General features: G+C 39.4%; 13 protein-coding genes and 2 tRNA genes. 12 read left to right on the plus strand and 3 right to left on the minus strand.

Features of this window, described 5'->3' with window-relative positions; all coding sequences use genetic code 11:
* Positions 1–144 precede the first annotated feature (144 nt).
* A tRNA-Met gene (locus Q4546_RS17885) sits at positions 145–221 on the minus strand.
* Positions 222–521: 300 nt separating this feature from the next.
* On the opposite strand from Q4546_RS17885, the gene rlmKL reads away from it, so the two are divergent.
* The 5 genes from rlmKL (at position 522) to rmf (ending at position 7,143) form a co-directional block, all read left to right on the plus strand.
* A complete protein-coding gene (gene rlmKL / locus Q4546_RS17890) occupies positions 522–2,669 on the plus strand; it encodes a bifunctional 23S rRNA (guanine(2069)-N(7))-methyltransferase RlmK/23S rRNA (guanine(2445)-N(2))-methyltransferase RlmL (protein ID WP_303446759.1) in 2,148 nt (715 codons plus the stop codon).
* Positions 2,670–2,686: 17 nt separating this feature from the next.
* Complete coding sequence (locus Q4546_RS17895; RefSeq protein ID WP_102437661.1) at positions 2,687–2,938, plus strand: glutaredoxin family protein; 252 nt, start codon at positions 2,687–2,689, stop codon at positions 2,936–2,938.
* Complete coding sequence (locus Q4546_RS17900) at positions 2,935–4,860, plus strand: ABC transporter ATP-binding protein (protein WP_102476871.1); 1,926 nt, start codon at positions 2,935–2,937, stop codon at positions 4,858–4,860. The genes Q4546_RS17895 and Q4546_RS17900 overlap by 4 nt, the downstream gene beginning before the upstream one ends.
* 25 nt (positions 4,861–4,885) lie before the next feature.
* Positions 4,886–6,787, plus strand: coding sequence for a DUF3466 family protein (locus Q4546_RS17905; RefSeq protein ID WP_303446760.1), 1,902 nt, complete (start codon positions 4,886–4,888; stop codon positions 6,785–6,787).
* Positions 6,788–6,966: 179 nt separating this feature from the next.
* Positions 6,967–7,143, plus strand: coding sequence for a ribosome modulation factor (gene rmf, locus Q4546_RS17910; protein ID WP_076539913.1), 177 nt, complete (start codon positions 6,967–6,969; stop codon positions 7,141–7,143).
* Between the two features lie 128 nt (positions 7,144–7,271).
* Here rmf and fabA read toward each other — a convergent pair whose 3' ends face one another.
* Together fabA and Q4546_RS17920 are read right to left on the minus strand one after the other, a co-directional pair.
* Positions 7,272–7,787: a bifunctional 3-hydroxydecanoyl-ACP dehydratase/trans-2-decenoyl-ACP isomerase gene (gene fabA / locus Q4546_RS17915; protein ID WP_102437655.1), complete on the minus strand. Its 516-nt coding sequence runs from the start codon at positions 7,785–7,787 to the stop codon at positions 7,272–7,274.
* Between the two features lie 73 nt (positions 7,788–7,860).
* Positions 7,861–9,600 carry a S16 family serine protease gene (locus Q4546_RS17920; protein ID WP_102437653.1) on the minus strand — a complete coding sequence of 580 codons (1,740 nt, stop codon included), beginning with the start codon at positions 9,598–9,600 and terminating at the stop codon, positions 7,861–7,863.
* Between the two features lie 379 nt (positions 9,601–9,979).
* Between Q4546_RS17920 and Q4546_RS17925 the strand changes: the two genes are divergently transcribed.
* The 7 genes from Q4546_RS17925 to Q4546_RS17955 all read left to right on the plus strand — a co-directional run bounded on the left by Q4546_RS17925 (position 9,980) and on the right by Q4546_RS17955 (position 17,410).
* Positions 9,980–10,070 (plus strand) — tRNA-Ser (locus tag Q4546_RS17925).
* A 408-nt stretch (positions 10,071–10,478) separates the two neighbouring features.
* The gene (locus Q4546_RS17930) at positions 10,479–10,757 is read left to right on the plus strand and encodes a hypothetical protein (protein WP_102531542.1); all 279 of its coding nucleotides are present in this window, start codon (positions 10,479–10,481) and stop codon (positions 10,755–10,757) included.
* 984 nt (positions 10,758–11,741) lie between these two features.
* Positions 11,742–12,713 carry a phosphoribosyltransferase family protein gene (locus Q4546_RS17935; RefSeq protein WP_303446762.1) on the plus strand — a complete coding sequence of 324 codons (972 nt, stop codon included), beginning with the start codon at positions 11,742–11,744 and terminating at the stop codon, positions 12,711–12,713.
* A gap of 460 nt (positions 12,714–13,173) precedes the next feature.
* Positions 13,174–14,355 (plus strand): HlyD family secretion protein, encoded by a 1,182-nt coding sequence (locus tag Q4546_RS17940; RefSeq protein WP_303446763.1) that lies wholly within the window; start codon positions 13,174–13,176, stop codon positions 14,353–14,355.
* Complete coding sequence (locus Q4546_RS17945; RefSeq protein ID WP_303446764.1) at positions 14,345–15,397, plus strand: DUF2955 domain-containing protein; 1,053 nt, start codon at positions 14,345–14,347, stop codon at positions 15,395–15,397. The genes Q4546_RS17940 and Q4546_RS17945 overlap by 11 nt, the downstream gene beginning before the upstream one ends.
* A gap of 223 nt (positions 15,398–15,620) precedes the next feature.
* Positions 15,621–16,739: an AI-2E family transporter gene (locus Q4546_RS17950; RefSeq protein ID WP_303446765.1), complete on the plus strand. Its 1,119-nt coding sequence runs from the start codon at positions 15,621–15,623 to the stop codon at positions 16,737–16,739.
* Between the two features lie 20 nt (positions 16,740–16,759).
* Positions 16,760–17,410: an ion channel gene (locus Q4546_RS17955; RefSeq protein ID WP_157936096.1), complete on the plus strand. Its 651-nt coding sequence runs from the start codon at positions 16,760–16,762 to the stop codon at positions 17,408–17,410.
* Positions 17,411–17,545 lie beyond the last annotated feature (135 nt).

Below are 17,545 nucleotides of genomic sequence, written 5' to 3' on the forward strand. Positions count from 1 at the left end.
GACTATTTATATGCTAACTAATTGTCTGCTTACTAAGGTTAAATGGTTGCGGGAGCTGGATTTGAACCAACGACCTTTGCCAGTTTATATTAGCTGAGCCCGACTATTTATATGCTAACTAATTGTCTGCTTACTAAGGTTAAATGGTTGCGGGAGCTGGATTTGAACCAACGACCTTCGGGTTATGAGCCCGACGAGCTACCAAACTGCTCCATCCCGCGTCCGTTTAAGCGGGGCAGACTATAACGGCCAATCTTGTTCTTGGCAAGTCATAATGACAACTTTATTACTGCTTGCTGACTTACTGAGCACCAATAGCAAAAAATAGCGGCTTTATAAGGCAGATAGCCCTGTTATAGCCGTAGTTTTGAAACAGAAATGAAAGTTTACTCACCAATACAGGGCTATATCGGTAATGTATTGTATAAAATGTGGCAATTAACAGACATTTTCACACCTAATATCGGTTTAGGTATATAATGCATGCTTAATTATATCTGTGAGTTGATGACTGTCTATCCATGTTAAATTTTTTTGCTGCTGCCCCAAAGGGGTTTGAATATAGCTTATCCAATGAGCTTAAAGAGTTTGGTGCTACTGATGTTAAGGAAAGCGTCGCTGGTGTGTATTTTTCTGCGCCTTTAGAACTTGCCTATCGAATTACATTGTGGACTCGACTTGCTAGCCGAATTGTTGTGGTTATCTATAAAGGTGCTTGTGAATCTGCTGAGCAACTTTATAACGCAGCTTACAGTATTGATTGGCCGTCTCACTTCTCAAACGATAGTACCTTCAGTATCGATTTTCACGGTACTGGCGGCTTTATTAATAATACCCAGTTTGGCGCTTTAAAAACCAAAGATGCGGTTGTGGATCGTTTTCGCGATGATGGTTTAGATAGACCTGATGTTGGACGCGTCAATGCTGAATTTAGAATTGATGCCCATTATCGTAATAATCAATTAACGCTTTCAGTTAATTTCTCTGGCGCTTCTTTACACCAACGTGGCTACCGATCAATAACCGGTGAAGCACCTCTGAAAGAAAACTTAGCCGCTAACATGCTTATAAGAAGTGGTTGGCAAGCAAATCCAATTACATTATTAGATCCCTTTTGTGGCAGTGGTACCGTTGTTATCGAAGCGGCATTAATGGCTGCAGATATTGCTCCAGCTCTTAAACGCGCCCGTTTTGGTTTTGAGCATTGGCATCAACATGACGATACCCTATGGCAAGGGGTTTTAAATGAAGCAAAAGCCCGAGCCAGTCTTGGTAAAACTCGCTGCGCATTAAAGTTTTTTGCCTCTGATATTGACGGTCACCTTGTAGCGCTTGCAAAACAAAACGCAGAAAACGCCGGTGTTGCTGATTTAATTGAATTTAGTGTTTCAGATGCACTTGATGTTACTCCACCAGTAGAAGCGGGTTTCTTAATCTCAAACCCACCATATGGTGAGCGTTTAGGTAGCATTACGGAATTATTGAAGCTGTATTACAAGCTTGGCGATAAGTTTAAGAAAGACTTTGGCGGTTGGAAAATTGCCATGTTGTGTAGTGATATTGAATTACTCTCAGCATTAAAGCTAAAAGCCGATAAGCAAATGAAGATGTTTAACGGTGCACTAGAGTGTGGCTTTAACTTATATACTTTGCATGCTAAAAGCACTCGCCGTGAAATGCCGGTGTTGCCTGAAGGTGTTGATATTGCAGATATCTCGCCTGCTTTTGCTAATCGTATTAAAAAGAATATGAAGCAACTAACCAAGTGGGCTAAAAAAGAAGGTATTGATAGTTACCGCATTTATGATGCTGACTTACCTGAATACAATGTGGCAGTTGATAAATATGTCGATTATGTGGTTATTCAAGAATACTCTGCGCCTGCGACTATTCCTGAAGCGGTGACAAAGCGTCGTTTAACCGATGTATTACTCTCATTGCCTGCAGCATTAAATATGGACCCTGATCGCGTTACCTTAAAGACCCGTGAAAAGCAAAAGGGCACCAACCAGTATCAAAAGCTTGATCAACAAAAGCTGGAGATCATTACCCAAGAGTATGGCGCTAAGTTTAAGTTAAATTTAACTGGCTACCTTGATACCGGTTTATTCTTAGATCATCGTTTGACCCGTAAATTAGTTGGTGAAAAATCAGCGGGTAAAAATGTGCTGAATTTATTTTCTTACACAGGCTCTGCATCGGTACATGCGGCATTAGGTGGGGCTAAATCTGTCACTACAGTCGATATGTCAAATACTTACCTTGCTTGGGCAAAAGAGAATTTTGATTTAAATAATTTATCAGGTAAGCAATATCAATTCATCCAAGCTAACTGTATTCAGTGGGTGAAAGATTGTGAAGAGAAATTCGATCTGATATTTATCGATCCGCCAACTTTTTCTAATTCAAAAAGAATGGAAGATAGCTGGGACGTTCAACGAGACCATGCGGCAATGCTGGTTGATTTGATTAAAGTATTAAGCCCTAATGGCGAAATTATTTTCTCGAATAATAAGCGTAAATTTAAAATGGATATCGAGCTTTTAAGCCAATATAAAATGGACATTAAAAATATCGATAGTCAAACATTACCATTGGATTATAAGCGTAATCCGCACATCCATAATACTTGGTTAATTACCCATGCTAAGTCTCCTTACGCTAAATAAGCTATAAGGTTAAAGGTATGAGTTCTAACCCAACAACAGACAGTGCAGGCCTAATTTTATATCACACAGATGGCTGTCATCTGTGTGAAATTGCTCAAGCGTTAGTTGAGCAATTAGGCATTGACTATCAACATATTGATATTTGCGATAATGACACACTGGCAAGCCGTTATGGCATCTCTATACCAGTGTTAGTTATGGATGAAAAAGAATTGTTTTGGCCCTTTGATGCCCAGCAGTTAACAGAATTTATTAGGAGCGTCGCTTGAGTTTAGTTCGTATTAATAATGGCTCTTTAGCCTATGGCTATACCCCGTTATTGAAAAATGCTGATTTCACTATTTTACCTGGTGAGCGAGTGTGTATCGTAGGCCGAAATGGGGCGGGTAAATCAAGTTTAATGAAAGTGCTGTCAGGTGATGTATTACTTGATGACGGTGAATTTAATATTGCCTCTGATGTGAATGTCAGTCGACTACAGCAAGATCCGCCTAAAGCTGAAACCGGCACGGTTTATAAATATATCTCTTTAGCATTAAAAGAAATTGGTGAAATGCTAGAGCGTTATCATAAGCTTTCACATGACGTTGCTACCGCTGAACCTGATGAAATGAACAAGATGCTCAATCAAATGCAGCGCTTGCAAGAGTCATTAGATCATAATAACGGCTGGCATTTAGATTCTCGTATTATTCAAAATTGTGAATTGTTAGGCTTAGATCCCGATAAACCCCTTAGTGAGTTATCAGGTGGCTGGCAGCGTAAAGTGGCATTAGCAAGAGCCCTAGTTAGCGAACCGGACTTATTATTGCTTGATGAACCGACCAACCACCTTGATATTGATACCATTGAATGGCTTGAAGAGTTTTTATTAAACTTTAAAGGCGCTATCGTGTTTGTCAGTCATGACCGTGGCTTTATTCATCGTATGGCAACACGCATTGTTGATTTAGATCGCGGCGTAGTGACATCGTGGCCGGGTAATTACCATGCTTATTTAGAAGGTAAGCAAGAGTGGTTGCGTGTTGAAGCGGAACAAAATGCCCATTTTGACAAAAAATTAGCAGAAGAAGAAACTTGGATCCGTCAAGGGGTAAAAGCCAGACGTACCCGTAATGAAGGCCGAGTGCGCGCCCTTAAAGCATTAAGAAATGAACGCAGTGAGCGCCTGAATCGTCAAGGTAATGCCAAGATGAACGTCAGTGATACTGAGCGTTCTGGTAAGTTAGTATTTGATATTAATAATCTTAATTACAATTTACCTGATAAAGATTTAGTTAAAAACTTCAGTTCAACGGTTATACGTGGTGACAGAATTGCCTTAATCGGGCCAAACGGTTGTGGTAAATCAACATTAATTAAGCTATTAATTGAGCAGCTTTCGCCGCAATCAGGTGAAGTTAAAGTCGGTACCAAACTCGAAGTTGCCTATTTTGACCAATACCGTGAAGCGTTAGATCCAGAAAAAACCGTTGAAGAAAACGTAGGCGACGGTAAGAAAACCGTTACGATTAACGGTCAAGATCGTCATATATTAAGTTACTTACAAGACTTCTTGTTTTCACCTATGCGTGCACGTACCCCTGTTAAGGCGTTATCAGGTGGTGAGAAAAACCGATTGCTATTAGCACGCTTGTTATTGCGACCTGCAAACTTAATTATTCTCGATGAACCAACCAATGACCTTGATATTGAGACCCTAGAATTGTTAGAGTCCTTACTAACTGATTTTAAAGGGACCTTATTGATTGTTAGTCACGACAGGGAATTTATTGATAATACCGTGACCAGTAGTTGGTGGTTTGCCGGTAATGGTAACTGGCATGAGTATGTTGGCGGATACAATGATGCCGTCTCTCAGGGCGCTAAATTTTATTCTGAGGAACAAGCAGCAACATCTGTTGTCCAAACTCCTGCGCCAGTAGAAACTAAGCCTGTAAAGCAGACTAAAGCTGCCAGTACAGCACCTAAAAAATTATCGTTCAAACTTCAACGTGAACTCGAACAACTACCGAGTAAAATGGAAAAGTTAGAACAAGAAGTAGAAGAAATACAAAATACTGTGGCTTCAGCTGATTTTTATAGCCAACCACAAGATACCGTCAACTCAGTGCTTAAAGCATTGGCGACAAAAGAACAGGAATTGGACACTTGCTTCGAGCGTTGGGAAGAACTCGAATCACTGAAGTAAGCGTATAATAATAATAGGAATTATAATGAAGTCGAAGTTTGATAAGGCATTATCTGTCGTTGCCTTGAGTGTGCTTGGCGCTATCGGAAGTGTACATGCCGCTCCAGTATATGAAATTGTAAACATTGAAGATTTTGATCTTAAAGGCACAGTAGACGGTACCCGAAGTGGTTACGCCATGGCTGTTAATGCCAACAATGAACTTGTAGGTGTTTCTAAAGGTAAGAAAAAACTATCTGTCGATGATGACGAAGATGACAATGACGTTATTGATGTAGAAGATGGTATCGCACCTGAAGAAACCATTATTTATTCAGTATTTTTGCCTCTGGTGGCAAATAACTTTACTTTCACAGCGGAAGAAAACGATGCTGAGTCAGCTTGGTATCCAAACTTCTATAGCGTTAATGGCACTACAGCACCAACCGATGTTGATGATGAAGGCGAGTTAATTATCAACTCGGTTGATACCTTTTTCTATGGCATGAATGACAACAATTACAAAGTTGGTTCATATACTGCGCCTGAAAAAACTATCGACTATGTTGGTAGTGATGAAGACCAAGAGTTTTGGTACTATCGCGATTTTGAACTTCGTGGTGTTGCCGTAACGCCTGATGGCGCAGAACTTGAATTAGTACCGTCTTACGAAACTTATATTCGTGAAGATGACGATTTTGTGGTTGAGTTAGGTGGTTGGTCAGCAGCTGCGGCGATTAACAATAATAATTTGGTGGCAGGTTATGCCAGTACTGACATTATTGAATTTAGCTCAGATCGAATCGATAGTTGTATTGACGCAGATTTAGATGCTGATGAAGACTCTCCTGCGCCAGTTGAAATTTGCGTGCAGGCCGATCAGTTCCCTGCAAATGGTCGTCGTAACATTCAGTATCAAACCCGTGCCCATGTATGGCAAATTGCTGATGATAATACGATTCCTGCAGAAAACGTCATTGAGTTGGAGTTAGGTTTAACCCCTGATGAAGATTCAACCTTGGTGTATACCGCTCAAGCTTTAGGTGTTAACAACAATGATGTCGTCGTAGGGCGCTCACACGTTTACCGTAATGGTAAAACGGATGATCTTTATCAAGATGCCGCCTACTGGGTGAAAAATGCCGCAGGTGAATATGAGTATCAGTGGATTGATACTGATATTTTCAGTGACGATGTTTATAACTCAATAGCACGTGATATTAATGATAATGGTATTGTCATTGGTACTTTTTATAAATATGTCAGTGGAATTTTACGAGATAAGTTCTTCTATTACGATATTAACAACCCATCTGCTGAAATCGTAGTACCTAGTGACTTTCAAGATTCAGGTATTTCAGAGCTAAGTAGTTACCCAAAAGCCATTAATAATGCAGGTCAAGTGGTTGGTAATATTGAGGTCACTTATGATAAAGATAAGCCGCGACCAAAAGCAGGTTTTCTTTATAACATCGGTGATGATGAATTTGTGAACCTTAATGCGACTTTAACGTGTGAGTCAAAAGGCTATGAGCAAGATGCTGATGGTAAATGGACTCGTTATCCGGTTGAGGTTATTGATGGTGACGGCTCAATTTTAAGCTATGACAGTGAAATATATGTGGTTGAGGCCAATGACATCAATGAAGACGGCACCATTGTAGGTACAGCATTTATTCGTAAACCTTTATACCAATTTGATACCGATGGTAATTTGATTCTTGATGAAGACACTAACCTACCGTTATTTGAAATAAATGGTAATGGCGACCCTGTAACGTCTTATTTACCGCGTATGGTGGTAATGAAACCGGTATCAGGTAACGAACAAGCCTGTACTGAAAGTGATGACGTAGAAGATGAGCCCTATGTAAGAAAAGGGGCGGCTAGCTTTGCTTGGTTATTCGCTCTGCCGTTACTTTGGTTACGTCGTCGCAAGCTTAAGTAGAGAGCATTTTTTGAACTAAAAGTCGAGGATTATTCCTCGATTTTTTTTTGCTTTTTATCTCAATACTTTAATTAAAAACACATAATTTTGTCATATTTTTGCATTGATCTTGTGTGAAATTTCACCTATTTCTAATGCTGAAGCGAACGCTTCTTGATTAACAAAATGAGGATGTGTTAATGAAAAGACAAAAAAGAGATAAGTTAGATAGAGCTTTTTCTAAGGGATTCCAAGCAGGTATTGCAGGGCGCTCTAAGGAGCTTTGCCCTTACGGAACTTTAGATTCTAAATCTCAATGGTTAGGTGGTTGGAGAGAAGGCGTAGATGGACGTATGAGTGGTTTGTTTAATAAATAAATGAAAAGGCATCATATTAATATCTTTGCCCTCAGGGTGTTGATTGAGGGCAAAATAATGCCGTTTAGCTAAGTTAACCCGAAGCAACATTAGCTAACAGTGATTACTATTCATATTCAGTGAAATGCTTAAAAGGTCGAGGTATCCTTAAAAATACCGACTTTCAAATCAGTAGCCGAGTAAATCTCACGGCCATCCACTTCCATAGTGGCATCAGCAATCCCCATAACCAGCTTACGGTGAATCTTTCGTTTTAAAGTGAGCTTATAGGTGACTTTTTTCGCTTCCGGTAATACTTGCCCGGTGAACTTTACTTCGCCAACCCCAAGTGCGCGCCCTTTACCTTCTGCGCCTTCCCAGCCTAAATAAAAGCCAACCAATTGCCACATGGCATCTAAACCTAAGCAACCTGGCATCACAGGATCGCCATTAAAGTGGCAGTCAAAAAACCATAAATCAGGGGTGATATCGAGTTCAGCGACTATTTCGCCTTTACCATATTCACCACCGTCAGCATTAATGGTTGTGATCCTATCTATCATCAACATATTATCGACAGGCAGACGTGGTGAGTTAGGCTCAAAAAGGTTGCCATTACCACATGCGATCAGCTCTTCTTTAGTGAAACTGTTAGCTCTTTTCATTTAAATATTTACCACTTTATTACGAATAGGCTGACAAGATAGCGAACACGTGTAAGCTAAACAACTCCGATCACTATAATATCTTTAATTTCATTAATATTTTTTGTAAAAAGCTTAATTCGAGCTCTTCATCATCGTGGCCAGCCATTTTTTCTAAACGTGTTTGGACCTGGCCATAAATTGATTCAGCAGGAAAATCATTGTCTTCGTTTCTTACCCCTGCTGGAGCTTTCATTAATAAATCGATAGCTTGATCCATATGCTCAATTGCATGAATATGAAACAAGCCTTTTTCAACGGCCTCAATAACTTCGGTTTCAAGGTTTAGTTGTAGCACATTCGATTTAGGAATAATAACGCTGTGCTCACCTGTTAAGCCACGTCGCTTACATAAATGATAGAAGCCTTCGATCTTTTCATTCACACCACCAATGGCTTGCACCGCGCCGAATTGATCTAGTGCGCCCGTAATGGCAAATGCTTGGTTAATCGGCTGCTCGGCAATGGCAGACATTAAGCAACAGTACTCAGCTAAAGAGGCACTATCGCCATCAATCTCTTGATAAGACTGCTCAAACACTATATTGGCATTTAAATGCAAAGGTACATCGCGACCAAAAATACGGTACAAGGAAGCTGAAAGGATCATCATACCTTTAGTATGAATATTACCGCCCAACTCTGATTTCCTCTCAATATCAATCACTTCACCGTCACCATAATGGACAGAGGTAGTGATCCTTGCCGGCTCGCCATAACTTGAATCATCAGTGTCAATCACAGTTAAGCCATTAATCTGGCCGATTATTTCACCGCTCGTTTGCAGATTAATGAAATTATCATCAAAGTTTTGTGCTGAATAAACCTCAGAACTGTCATGGCGTGACTTTGACTGTCTAAGAGCTTTTGCTATGGCAGTTGAATTGAGCGAAGCACTATTAGAGTATGCTTTAGCTTGAGTCAGTACCTGAACTATTTGCAGCATTGATAAACTTAAGCGTTGCTGATGCTCAGTAAGTTTGGCGCTGTAATTAAATAGCGGTATCAAGCTTGATGGCTCTAATTGAATGTTATAGGCATCAGCTAAACTATTTAGCCATTGCAGGTACTGAGTTTCATTATATTTAGTTAAATCAATTTCTGAGTTAACCTCGCCAAGCAGTGGAAAGTTTTTATAAAAAACTCTGTCTTCAGTTCTTAAATGAGTAAACAAGTTAGCTGAGCCCATTAGCACAATTTTACAATTGAGTGGGATTGGCGCGATATCGTTGCTAATTTTATATTGTTTATGCTCGAGGATCTGCATGACAAAATCCCACAGGCCTTCACGTTTCCATAAAGAGTTAGCATCAATAAAAACGAAATGGTTGGAGGCTAAAATGCCAGCTTTATACTGGCTAGACTTATCAGTCTTATGCATTTTACCGACTAGATCAGCGCGGCGAATAGAGCCACTAACATAGCTGTAAAGGGTATTTTGATGCGCAACAGTGCCAACATTCTCTGCCGGTAACTCAGCCTGCCAGCGGAAATTAAAATTGTGATTTTCATCTTGGCTTTTAGTCGCAACCAAAAAGGAATCTGATGGCGTATTAGCCTGACTCACAAGGGCTTTAATAAACAGTTCACGCTCAATACCCGCAAAATCAGCGACAAATAAATGTTGGTGTGCAAGTTTAGTCATTAAATTAAATGCATCTAAACAACGCTCTTGTCCCAACAATAAATGGCTTAGATAAGCAGTAGAAGGTAAAGATTGAGGTAACGTAAACTGAGGAGCAAGTTTGGGTATAGAAATTAAAGTTGTGGTCATAGCTTTAAGTATCAGAAATAGTTAAAGCGATTTTAGCATATATTATCGTCATATCATTGAAATGTTCGATGCTTTGCGGATTATCTATGGGCTTGCTGGAAAAATATGACACTGGATTGCTATATTCAAGGCCATTGCTGCTTCTTATTTGGGGTTTAGCGTAATTCTTTAAACAAAATGTAATCGCTAAAAGCGTGTTTGTTGATAGAAAAGGTGAGGGAATCCAGTGGTGTAGAAGGTGATTTTAACTCACCTGATTAGCAAATGAGCCAACAAAGGTGGAAAAATGTCTTAAAAGCTTATTTGATGAGCATTTGAATGTTTTTTTATAAATTCCGGTTTACAACGAGGTCTGATACTTATATTATTCTCGGCGTTCGGAGAGATGGCAGAGTGGTCGAATGCACCGGTCTTGAAAACCGGCATGGGTTTGTAGCCCATCTAGGGTTCAAATCCCTATCTCTCCGCCATATTTAAGACGAAAGGCTCATCAGAAATGATGAGCCTTTTTTCGTTTAACTTACTAAAAATATTGAAGATTAATACTATCAATTCAAAACTACTTTATTGTCTAGTGTTTGAAGTGCCTGTTTTATAGTCACTTATCTTCCTTGAGAGGATTGACTCAGTCAATATCCCTGCTTTTCGCATCAGCAGAGCTCCTATTAACGTGTACCTCACACGTATCTGTTTAGCCACATATTTACGTGATAAAGGCTTTCCTTTTGATGTAAAAGTATCTTTGTTAACCCTAGGCTTTGCTGAAGCCATATTAGCAATATAGGCGCTATATCGATGTAGCAAGTACACTCAAAAAAATCATCAATGCCATAGATCATCAAATCTGTATTAATGACTTTATTCGTTATGTTGATGAAGTGATTAACAGTCTTCGCAGTGAGTTTGAGAAAAACAAGTCGGCCATCAGTACAAAGCCAGCAAGTTTTAGTATCCCCATCAGAGACACTAAGCTGCCACAACACAGTGAAACTTACTCAGTAGCCAAACCACTGCCAGTTATGAGCTTGAATAATGCATTGGCAGCATTTGTTACCTCAAAAGAGAAATCAGGTTTTAGTCCACTACTTATTAACCTGCATCTATTAACCAGCTTGCGCAAAGACCCCGTCACTTCGTTGAGTTGCTGCCCAAAATAGGAAATCGATCATCAAAAAGATACCTAAGCTATTTGCGTTAACGATATTACTTCGGCTGATGCCATGAAGTATCGTGATGAGCTACTCATGCAGGGTTAACGCTATAAAGAATACTTAGCTGGCGTATTTCAGTTTTAATTCGTATGGTCGATGACATAGTAATTGAGTGGAAAAAGAGGCATTAGCACGTTATATATATGAAGTAATTTCAGTTTCTGAAAAACAAAATCATGATAGTCAATTTGAAGTTCCACAGGGTAATAAAACTCAAGATAGACAATAAAAAATAAGAAGTTCTAGAGGTTAGATTTTAAAACTGAAATTAATTAATTTTATGATTAAGATCAGCTTTAATTGGTAATTTCGAAGCTTGTCGCGATTTACTCATATTGAAGTGAATTGAACTCAACTCTTAGCTACGACTTATGGTTGAAATAATTATCATCTTGAGTCGTTATTTTGCTTTAATAAAATATATATATAGTGTGTCTATTTTTGAATGAGTCACTTACTTATTGATTATATGAGACAATATCTGTTTTTATCTGTGGCATTTTTTTTACCCGCTTAATTGTTCATTGGCTGAAACTGTGTAGTGCTACAGTCAAGGTTGATGTTTATCCTGTTTGTTGATATTTGTAGATTTGATAATTTACTAATCTGATTTAGACTTAAAACTGTCATTTTTATGGCGTATTTTTAATTTAGGCTGTTAAAGGGTTATTTGTATTTTATTAGACCAAGCTACAATTGATAAAGCATGCTGTTATGGCTAAATTCAATAAATTGCATTAGTTAGAGTAGAGTCTTGAGGGATCGAATCTGAACTTTACTCAAACAACATAGGTTAATGATTCGGTATGTATTGGGCGGCATAGTAGTTGCGGCTACGGACCAATACTCTATGAGTATTTAGTAGAATTTAAGCTTAACAGCGTCTGCTTTGAAGCATCAGGCTGTAATTTATGAACATTGGAGTTTGCTATGAATTATAAGTCCTTTTGTGATTTGAGTGATGATATTAAAAATAATATTCACAAAATCAATCAACAAGACTTTGATTTAATTGTAGGTATTCCAAGAAGTGGAATGGTACCTGCATATATGGTGGCGTTATTGCTCAATGCTAACTGTATCGATTTACCTGCTTTTATTCGCAATGATAAGTTAGGTAAAGGCATTACTCGTGATGCCAAAAAAGCCTTAAACTTCCCCCATGAAGCAAGCAACATTTTAATTGTCGATGACAGCATTCTAACTGGTGGTTCGATGATAGATGCGCTAGCCAAAATACCTAGCAGCTTCCAAGGCAAGGTGACCACAGCTGCGATTTACACCACTGCGCTTGTCAGTGACAAAGTTGATATCTTTTTTGAGCATGTGGACTTTCCACGGGTTTTTGAATGGAACTTATTTCATCATCCTATCGTGACTGAGGCTTGTGTCGATATTGATGGTGTTCTGTGCCAGGATCCAACTGAGGAACAAAATGATGATGGGGAGAAATATATTCAGTTTCTCGCTGATGCGACTCCTCGATTTATCCCAACCATGAAAGTTGATGTGCTGATAACTAATAGGTTAGAAAAATTTCGACCACATACTGAGCAATGGCTGGCAAAACATGGCGTTAATTATAACAAACTAGAAATGTTAGATTTGCCTTCAAAAGCCGCAAGACGGGCCCAAGTAGATTATTTTTCCCATAAGGCAGACTACTTTAAGCGTAGCCCAAATGTGTTATTTATCGAAAGTGATTATCAGCAAGCAATTGAAATTGCTAATCGGTCTAACAAGTTTGTTTATTGTGTTGATACAAACCAAATGATTGCGCCTAATGGTCTTAAGCGGTTTAAAAATAAAAAATACCTTGCTGAGACGATTAGAATGCAATTTTCAAAAATTAAGCCATTAAGAGCGATATACAAAAAAGTTAAAAATCTGGCTAGGGCTTAATCTATAAGCTCTAAACCTTTATCTGGCGTGAAAAATGGGCAGATTATTACCAGCTGCAGATGTTAGATTTTTAGTGGTGAAATTAAGGTCTTGCTTTGCTTTTTTAATATTAGGCAATTAAAGCCAAGCAGCTTTTAAAGAATACACTTAATTTAAAATAGATTCTTAAGTAGTAATAGTAACAATATACATCGCAATTTAATGCAATTCCCCCGGCAAGGGCCTTCTCAAAAGGCCGTTCAAATCATTAGTTAAAATCAAAATGTTAAATCAATAACTTAAGTAAAGGGCTTAAACACAGCTTTCTTGCTTGTTCATTGAGCTAGAGTGTTGAGTTTTGAGCAAAAATAATCCTATACTGACGTTAATGTAACAACTCTACTATTTATTAACATTATTGGCTCATGCAAGCCGTTAATTTAAAAAAGTAATGCAATTGATTTCAATGCAAGGGAAGGGTATGGCAGATAAGCATAACGATATTTCATCCACTGAATTACGGGCAAATACACCGGAGCAAGCCGTTTTATCAACGCCTACAGATGACATTCATGTTGCTAATGGCGCAGCGGATAAGTCCAAAAATCAGAAAATAAGAAAAGCGACCAATATCATACTGATAGTGGTCGCTTTTTTGTTTGTATTCCATCTTATTGCTGATCGTTATATTCCTTCAACTGATTTAGGTCGAGTTCGCGGTTTTGTGGTCCCCATTACCCCGCAAGTCTCAGGGGAGGTAATTGAAATTTTAACCACGCCAAATACCTTGATCCGTAAAGGGCAGGTGCTTGCGAGAATTAACCCAAGAGATTATGAGATTGCATTATTTACCGCTGAGCAAAATGTGACGCAGGCTGGGCAAAATATGGGAGCTTTAACCGCTAATGTCACCGCTGCAAAAGCAAAGGTTGTTAATGCGGAGGCAAACTTTACTAATGCAAAAGTACAATCTAAGCGTATTTTTACCATGGTTGAGCAGCAGGTGATGTCAGAGGCTGATGCCGACAATGCTAGAGCGGAACTTGCTAGCGCAGAAGCGGGTGTCGCTAGTGCTAAAGCAGATTTAGCCAAAGCAGAAGAAAGGTTGGGCTCAGAAGGTGAAAACAATACCGCGGTAAAATCAGCGTTATTGGCCTTAGAGCAAGCTGAACTTAACCTGGCACGCAGCGAAATTAAAGCGCCCACCGATGGCGTGGCATCAAACTTTCGTTTAAAAGAAGGTTTTTATGCTAACGCTGGTCAACCGGTAATGACCTTTATTTCATCTGAAGATGTGTGGATTGAAGCGAACTTTAGAGAAAATAGCTTAGGCAATATGCAAGCGGGCGATAAAGTCGAGTTTGCACTGGATTATGCTCCGGGTGAGGTTTTTACTGGGAAAGTAGCCTATATCGATTATGGTGTTGATTGGGGACAAAGTGAACAAACGGGAAAGCTGGCTCAAACAACAGGCCAAACAGGTTGGTTAAGGCAGTCTCAACGATTTCCTGTAACCATTCATTTTGATGACGAAGAGGCTAAAGGGTTGCGACGTGTCGGCGGTCAAGCGGATGTCATGGTGTATACCGAAGAAAATTCACTGATGAACTTATTTGGTAAGTTTTGGATCCGAGTCGTTAGCTGGTTCTCCTATGTTAGATAGCGAGCTAGCCTTTAAAGCCATTAATGCTCAATTTGCTGAGGCGATATTTACCCGTCGAGTATTACGCTTCACTTTGGGGATAGGCATTGCAGTGGCCATAGCTGCGGTGTTTGATTGGCAATTAGCTTTTATACTACCGGTGTTTGTCGCTAAGTTTTTAGTTGATAGAGTGGTGCCGACAGTGCAAACCATTTACGAATTGCTTATTTCAATGGTGGTCACTATTGCCATTGCTTGGATGGTGAGTTTTGGGCCGGTTCAATATCCATTTGTACTGTTGCCATTACTCGCATTAATGATGCTATGGGCCTATTACCTGTTTTCTGATCCCAAGTGGAATTTTTTCGCCACTATATTAATTGTCTCGACATTAGTATTACCCTATTTAGGGATTTTACATCCAGGTGCGGCGATTTTTTTTGGTGTCGGCTTAAGCTTTTCAGGCGTGGTGGCGGTCATCATTTTTACTTTATTGCATATTTTGTTGCCTGATTTAGCACCAGAAAAAGAAACTCATTCTGAGTCAGAATTATCTAATGACGAGCGGCTTTACGAGTCAGTTAGGGCATTAATTATTTCATTTCCGGTGATCACCTTTTTCTTTTTATTTGAGGTGACCGGCGCATTACTGACCATGATATTTATTGCAATTTTATCTTTGCAAACGGCCGGCACTAAGAGCGTTAAAGTGAGTTTGTTTTTATTACTCACTAATGGCATAGGTGGTGTGCTGGCGATTATTTTTTATAACATGTTAGTTGTCGTGCCTGAGTTAGCGTTTTATATCGGGCTCACTATGATAGCCGCGTTATTTTTTGCACAAAAAATTTATGATGATCCTGCTAAAGCGCCTATTTTTGCGGGGATATTTTCAGCCTTGCTAGTGGTTGTCGGCTCGACGGCTTCGTCAACAGATGCCGATGTCGCAACCAACTTCTATATTCGTATTGCGCAGTTATTTATTGTCGGTGTTTATATGGTTGTGGCTTCATTTTTTTTAGAAACCAGAAATTGGAAGTTCTTACAAACTAATCATGATTAGGCGGTTTTATTGTAGCCGCTAGGCTATATTTTATTGAACGCTAAGTGTTGATTTAATGGCGGAAATCAAATTTTCTCGTTTATCAATACTAGGTTTACTGAAAAATCACCTATTGTTGTGATGGCTTTTCACTGCAATAAGTTCGATGTTCATAAAGGTGTCAATACATTAACTAAGGTTTAATTTTAAAACGCAACAGCATTTAATTAGGGATAGATAAGTTATGAGTGATAAACCAATATCAAGCTCGAAAGAGTTTACTCATGCGGCAGTGGATGCCGCGATTAAAATAGCCCTGATTTTTATCATGGTCATATGGTGTTTTAAGATTATTCAGCCTTTCATTATGCCCATTTTATGGGGCGGTATTATCGCCATTGCGCTGTATCCAGTGGTGTTATTTATCAGTAGCAAGTTGCGATTGTCGGTGAGTAAATCTAGCCTGTTAATTACCTTGCTGGCCTTAGCCATATTATTGGTACCTACCTACTTATTTTCAGGTGCGATAGTTTCAAGCACGCAGGACTTTGTCGCAGAAATACATGACGGCACTTTAGTTATCCCCGCGCCGAAAAGCTCTGTAGCTGAACTCCCGATTGTTGGTGAGAAACTATATGACTTTTGGTCAGACGTCTCTGCAGATCTCGAGCATGTGGTAAAAACCTATGCCGATGAAATAAAAAGCTTCTCGACTAAGGCTGCCAGTGCTTTTGGTAGTTTTGGTATGACAATTTTGCAATTTTTAATTTCAATCATTATCGCAGGGGTGTTTATGGGTAAAGCATCTGGCTCAAGCCAAATGTTCCATAAAGTCTCAGTCAGGCTAGCTGGCAAACATGGTGAAGAGTTTTCTGAATTGGCCGTTGCAACCGTCAGAAGTGTGGTTCAGGGGGTGATTGGGGTAGCCTTTATTCAATCAATATTAGCAGGTGTTGGGCTTGCTTTAGTCGGGGTGCCAGGAACCGGGATTTGGATGTTACTGGTGCTAATACTCGCGATTATTCAATTGCCACCGATTTTGGTTTTAGGTCCTATTATTGCGTATGTATTTTCTGTTGAATCATCAACCACCGCGATTATTTTTATGATTTGGAGCATTTTAGTGAGTGCCAGTGATGCATTTTTAAAACCGATGTTGATGGGCCGTGGCGTTGATATACCTATGTTGGTGATTTTGTTAGGCGCTATCGGTGGGATGATCCTCTCGGGTATTGTTGGCTTGTTTGTTGGCGCGGTGATTTTAGCTTTAAGTTATAAATTATTTTCAGCATGGCTAGTGGTTGAAACGGCTGAAGTTGATGGTGATGAAGTGTTACCGAACTCAGAGAACTCACAAGGGTAGTTGTTGCAATGGTTAAACCTATGTCTGAAGAAGATAACTTCAGCTACCTACTGGGGTCGTTGGTGTTAGTGCTGTTAAGTTCAGCTTTTGTGGAACAGTTTTTTGAACAGGGCCAGCTCATTGTTGTTTCGACAACTGTGATGAGTTTGTCTATTTCAGTGATTGGATTAGGCGCGAATAAACACTGGTTTCGCTCAAGTTTCGGGGTGATGTTTACTATCTTAGTGGTAGCCAGTATCGGCTCAGTTTTTGAATTGTTGAACCTTGATATTATCGCGCTATTTACCATTTTAACTTTTTTTATTTTGGCCACCTGGCGCGCCGCTAAGCAGGTCTTGTTTAGCGGGGTTATTTCAACTAATCAAATTATCGGATCTATTTGTATATTTCTGTTACTAGGGCTTATTTGGGCATTTATTTATCTATTGCTGATTGAGATTTTTGGTGTGGCTTTCAATGGTATTGAAGCCCAAAATTGGACCGATAATTTAACGACTGTGATTTATTACAGTTACATCACTTTGACTACAGTCGGTTATGGTGAAATATCACCAGCAGTGCCAATGGCGCGTTTTTTCGCTTTTTCTGAAGCGATTACAGGTCAGTTTTATATGGCGATCATTGTTGCCAGTTTAGTTGGAGCCAAAATGTCCAACCACGAACCGAAATAACCTGGAGTGACTTATCATCAACTGTACGCAATATTTATAGCGATAACTGCAATAAAGCTGAGAGATTACGCAACTAACTATTACTCAAAAAGCACTCATTGCGACGTGATATTCAAGGTCAACCGTCTCGCACAA

The sequence above is a fragment of the Shewanella sp. 4_MG-2023 genome, assembly GCF_030548015.1.
In the GTDB taxonomy this organism is placed as follows: Bacteria; Pseudomonadota; Gammaproteobacteria; order Enterobacterales; family Shewanellaceae; genus Shewanella.

Coding starts and splice junctions, on each gene's coding strand:
- fabA (WP_102437655.1), bottom strand. CDS start 7,787: ATGAAAAGAGCTAACAGTTTCACTAAAGAAGAGCTGATCGCATGTGGT.
- Q4546_RS17905 (WP_303446760.1), top strand. CDS start 4,886: ATGAAGTCGAAGTTTGATAAGGCATTATCTGTCGTTGCCTTGAGTGTG.
- Q4546_RS17895 (WP_102437661.1), top strand. CDS start 2,687: ATGAGTTCTAACCCAACAACAGACAGTGCAGGCCTAATTTTATATCAC.
- Q4546_RS17940 (WP_303446763.1), top strand. CDS start 13,174: ATGGCAGATAAGCATAACGATATTTCATCCACTGAATTACGGGCAAAT.
- Q4546_RS17935 (WP_303446762.1), top strand. CDS start 11,742: ATGAATTATAAGTCCTTTTGTGATTTGAGTGATGATATTAAAAATAAT.
- Q4546_RS17945 (WP_303446764.1), top strand. CDS start 14,345: ATGTTAGATAGCGAGCTAGCCTTTAAAGCCATTAATGCTCAATTTGCT.
- Q4546_RS17955 (WP_157936096.1), top strand. CDS start 16,760: ATGTCTGAAGAAGATAACTTCAGCTACCTACTGGGGTCGTTGGTGTTA.
- rlmKL (WP_303446759.1), top strand. CDS start 522: ATGTTAAATTTTTTTGCTGCTGCCCCAAAGGGGTTTGAATATAGCTTA.
- Q4546_RS17920 (WP_102437653.1), bottom strand. CDS start 9,600: ATGACCACAACTTTAATTTCTATACCCAAACTTGCTCCTCAGTTTACG.
- rmf (WP_076539913.1), top strand. CDS start 6,967: ATGAAAAGACAAAAAAGAGATAAGTTAGATAGAGCTTTTTCTAAGGGA.
- Q4546_RS17950 (WP_303446765.1), top strand. CDS start 15,621: ATGAGTGATAAACCAATATCAAGCTCGAAAGAGTTTACTCATGCGGCA.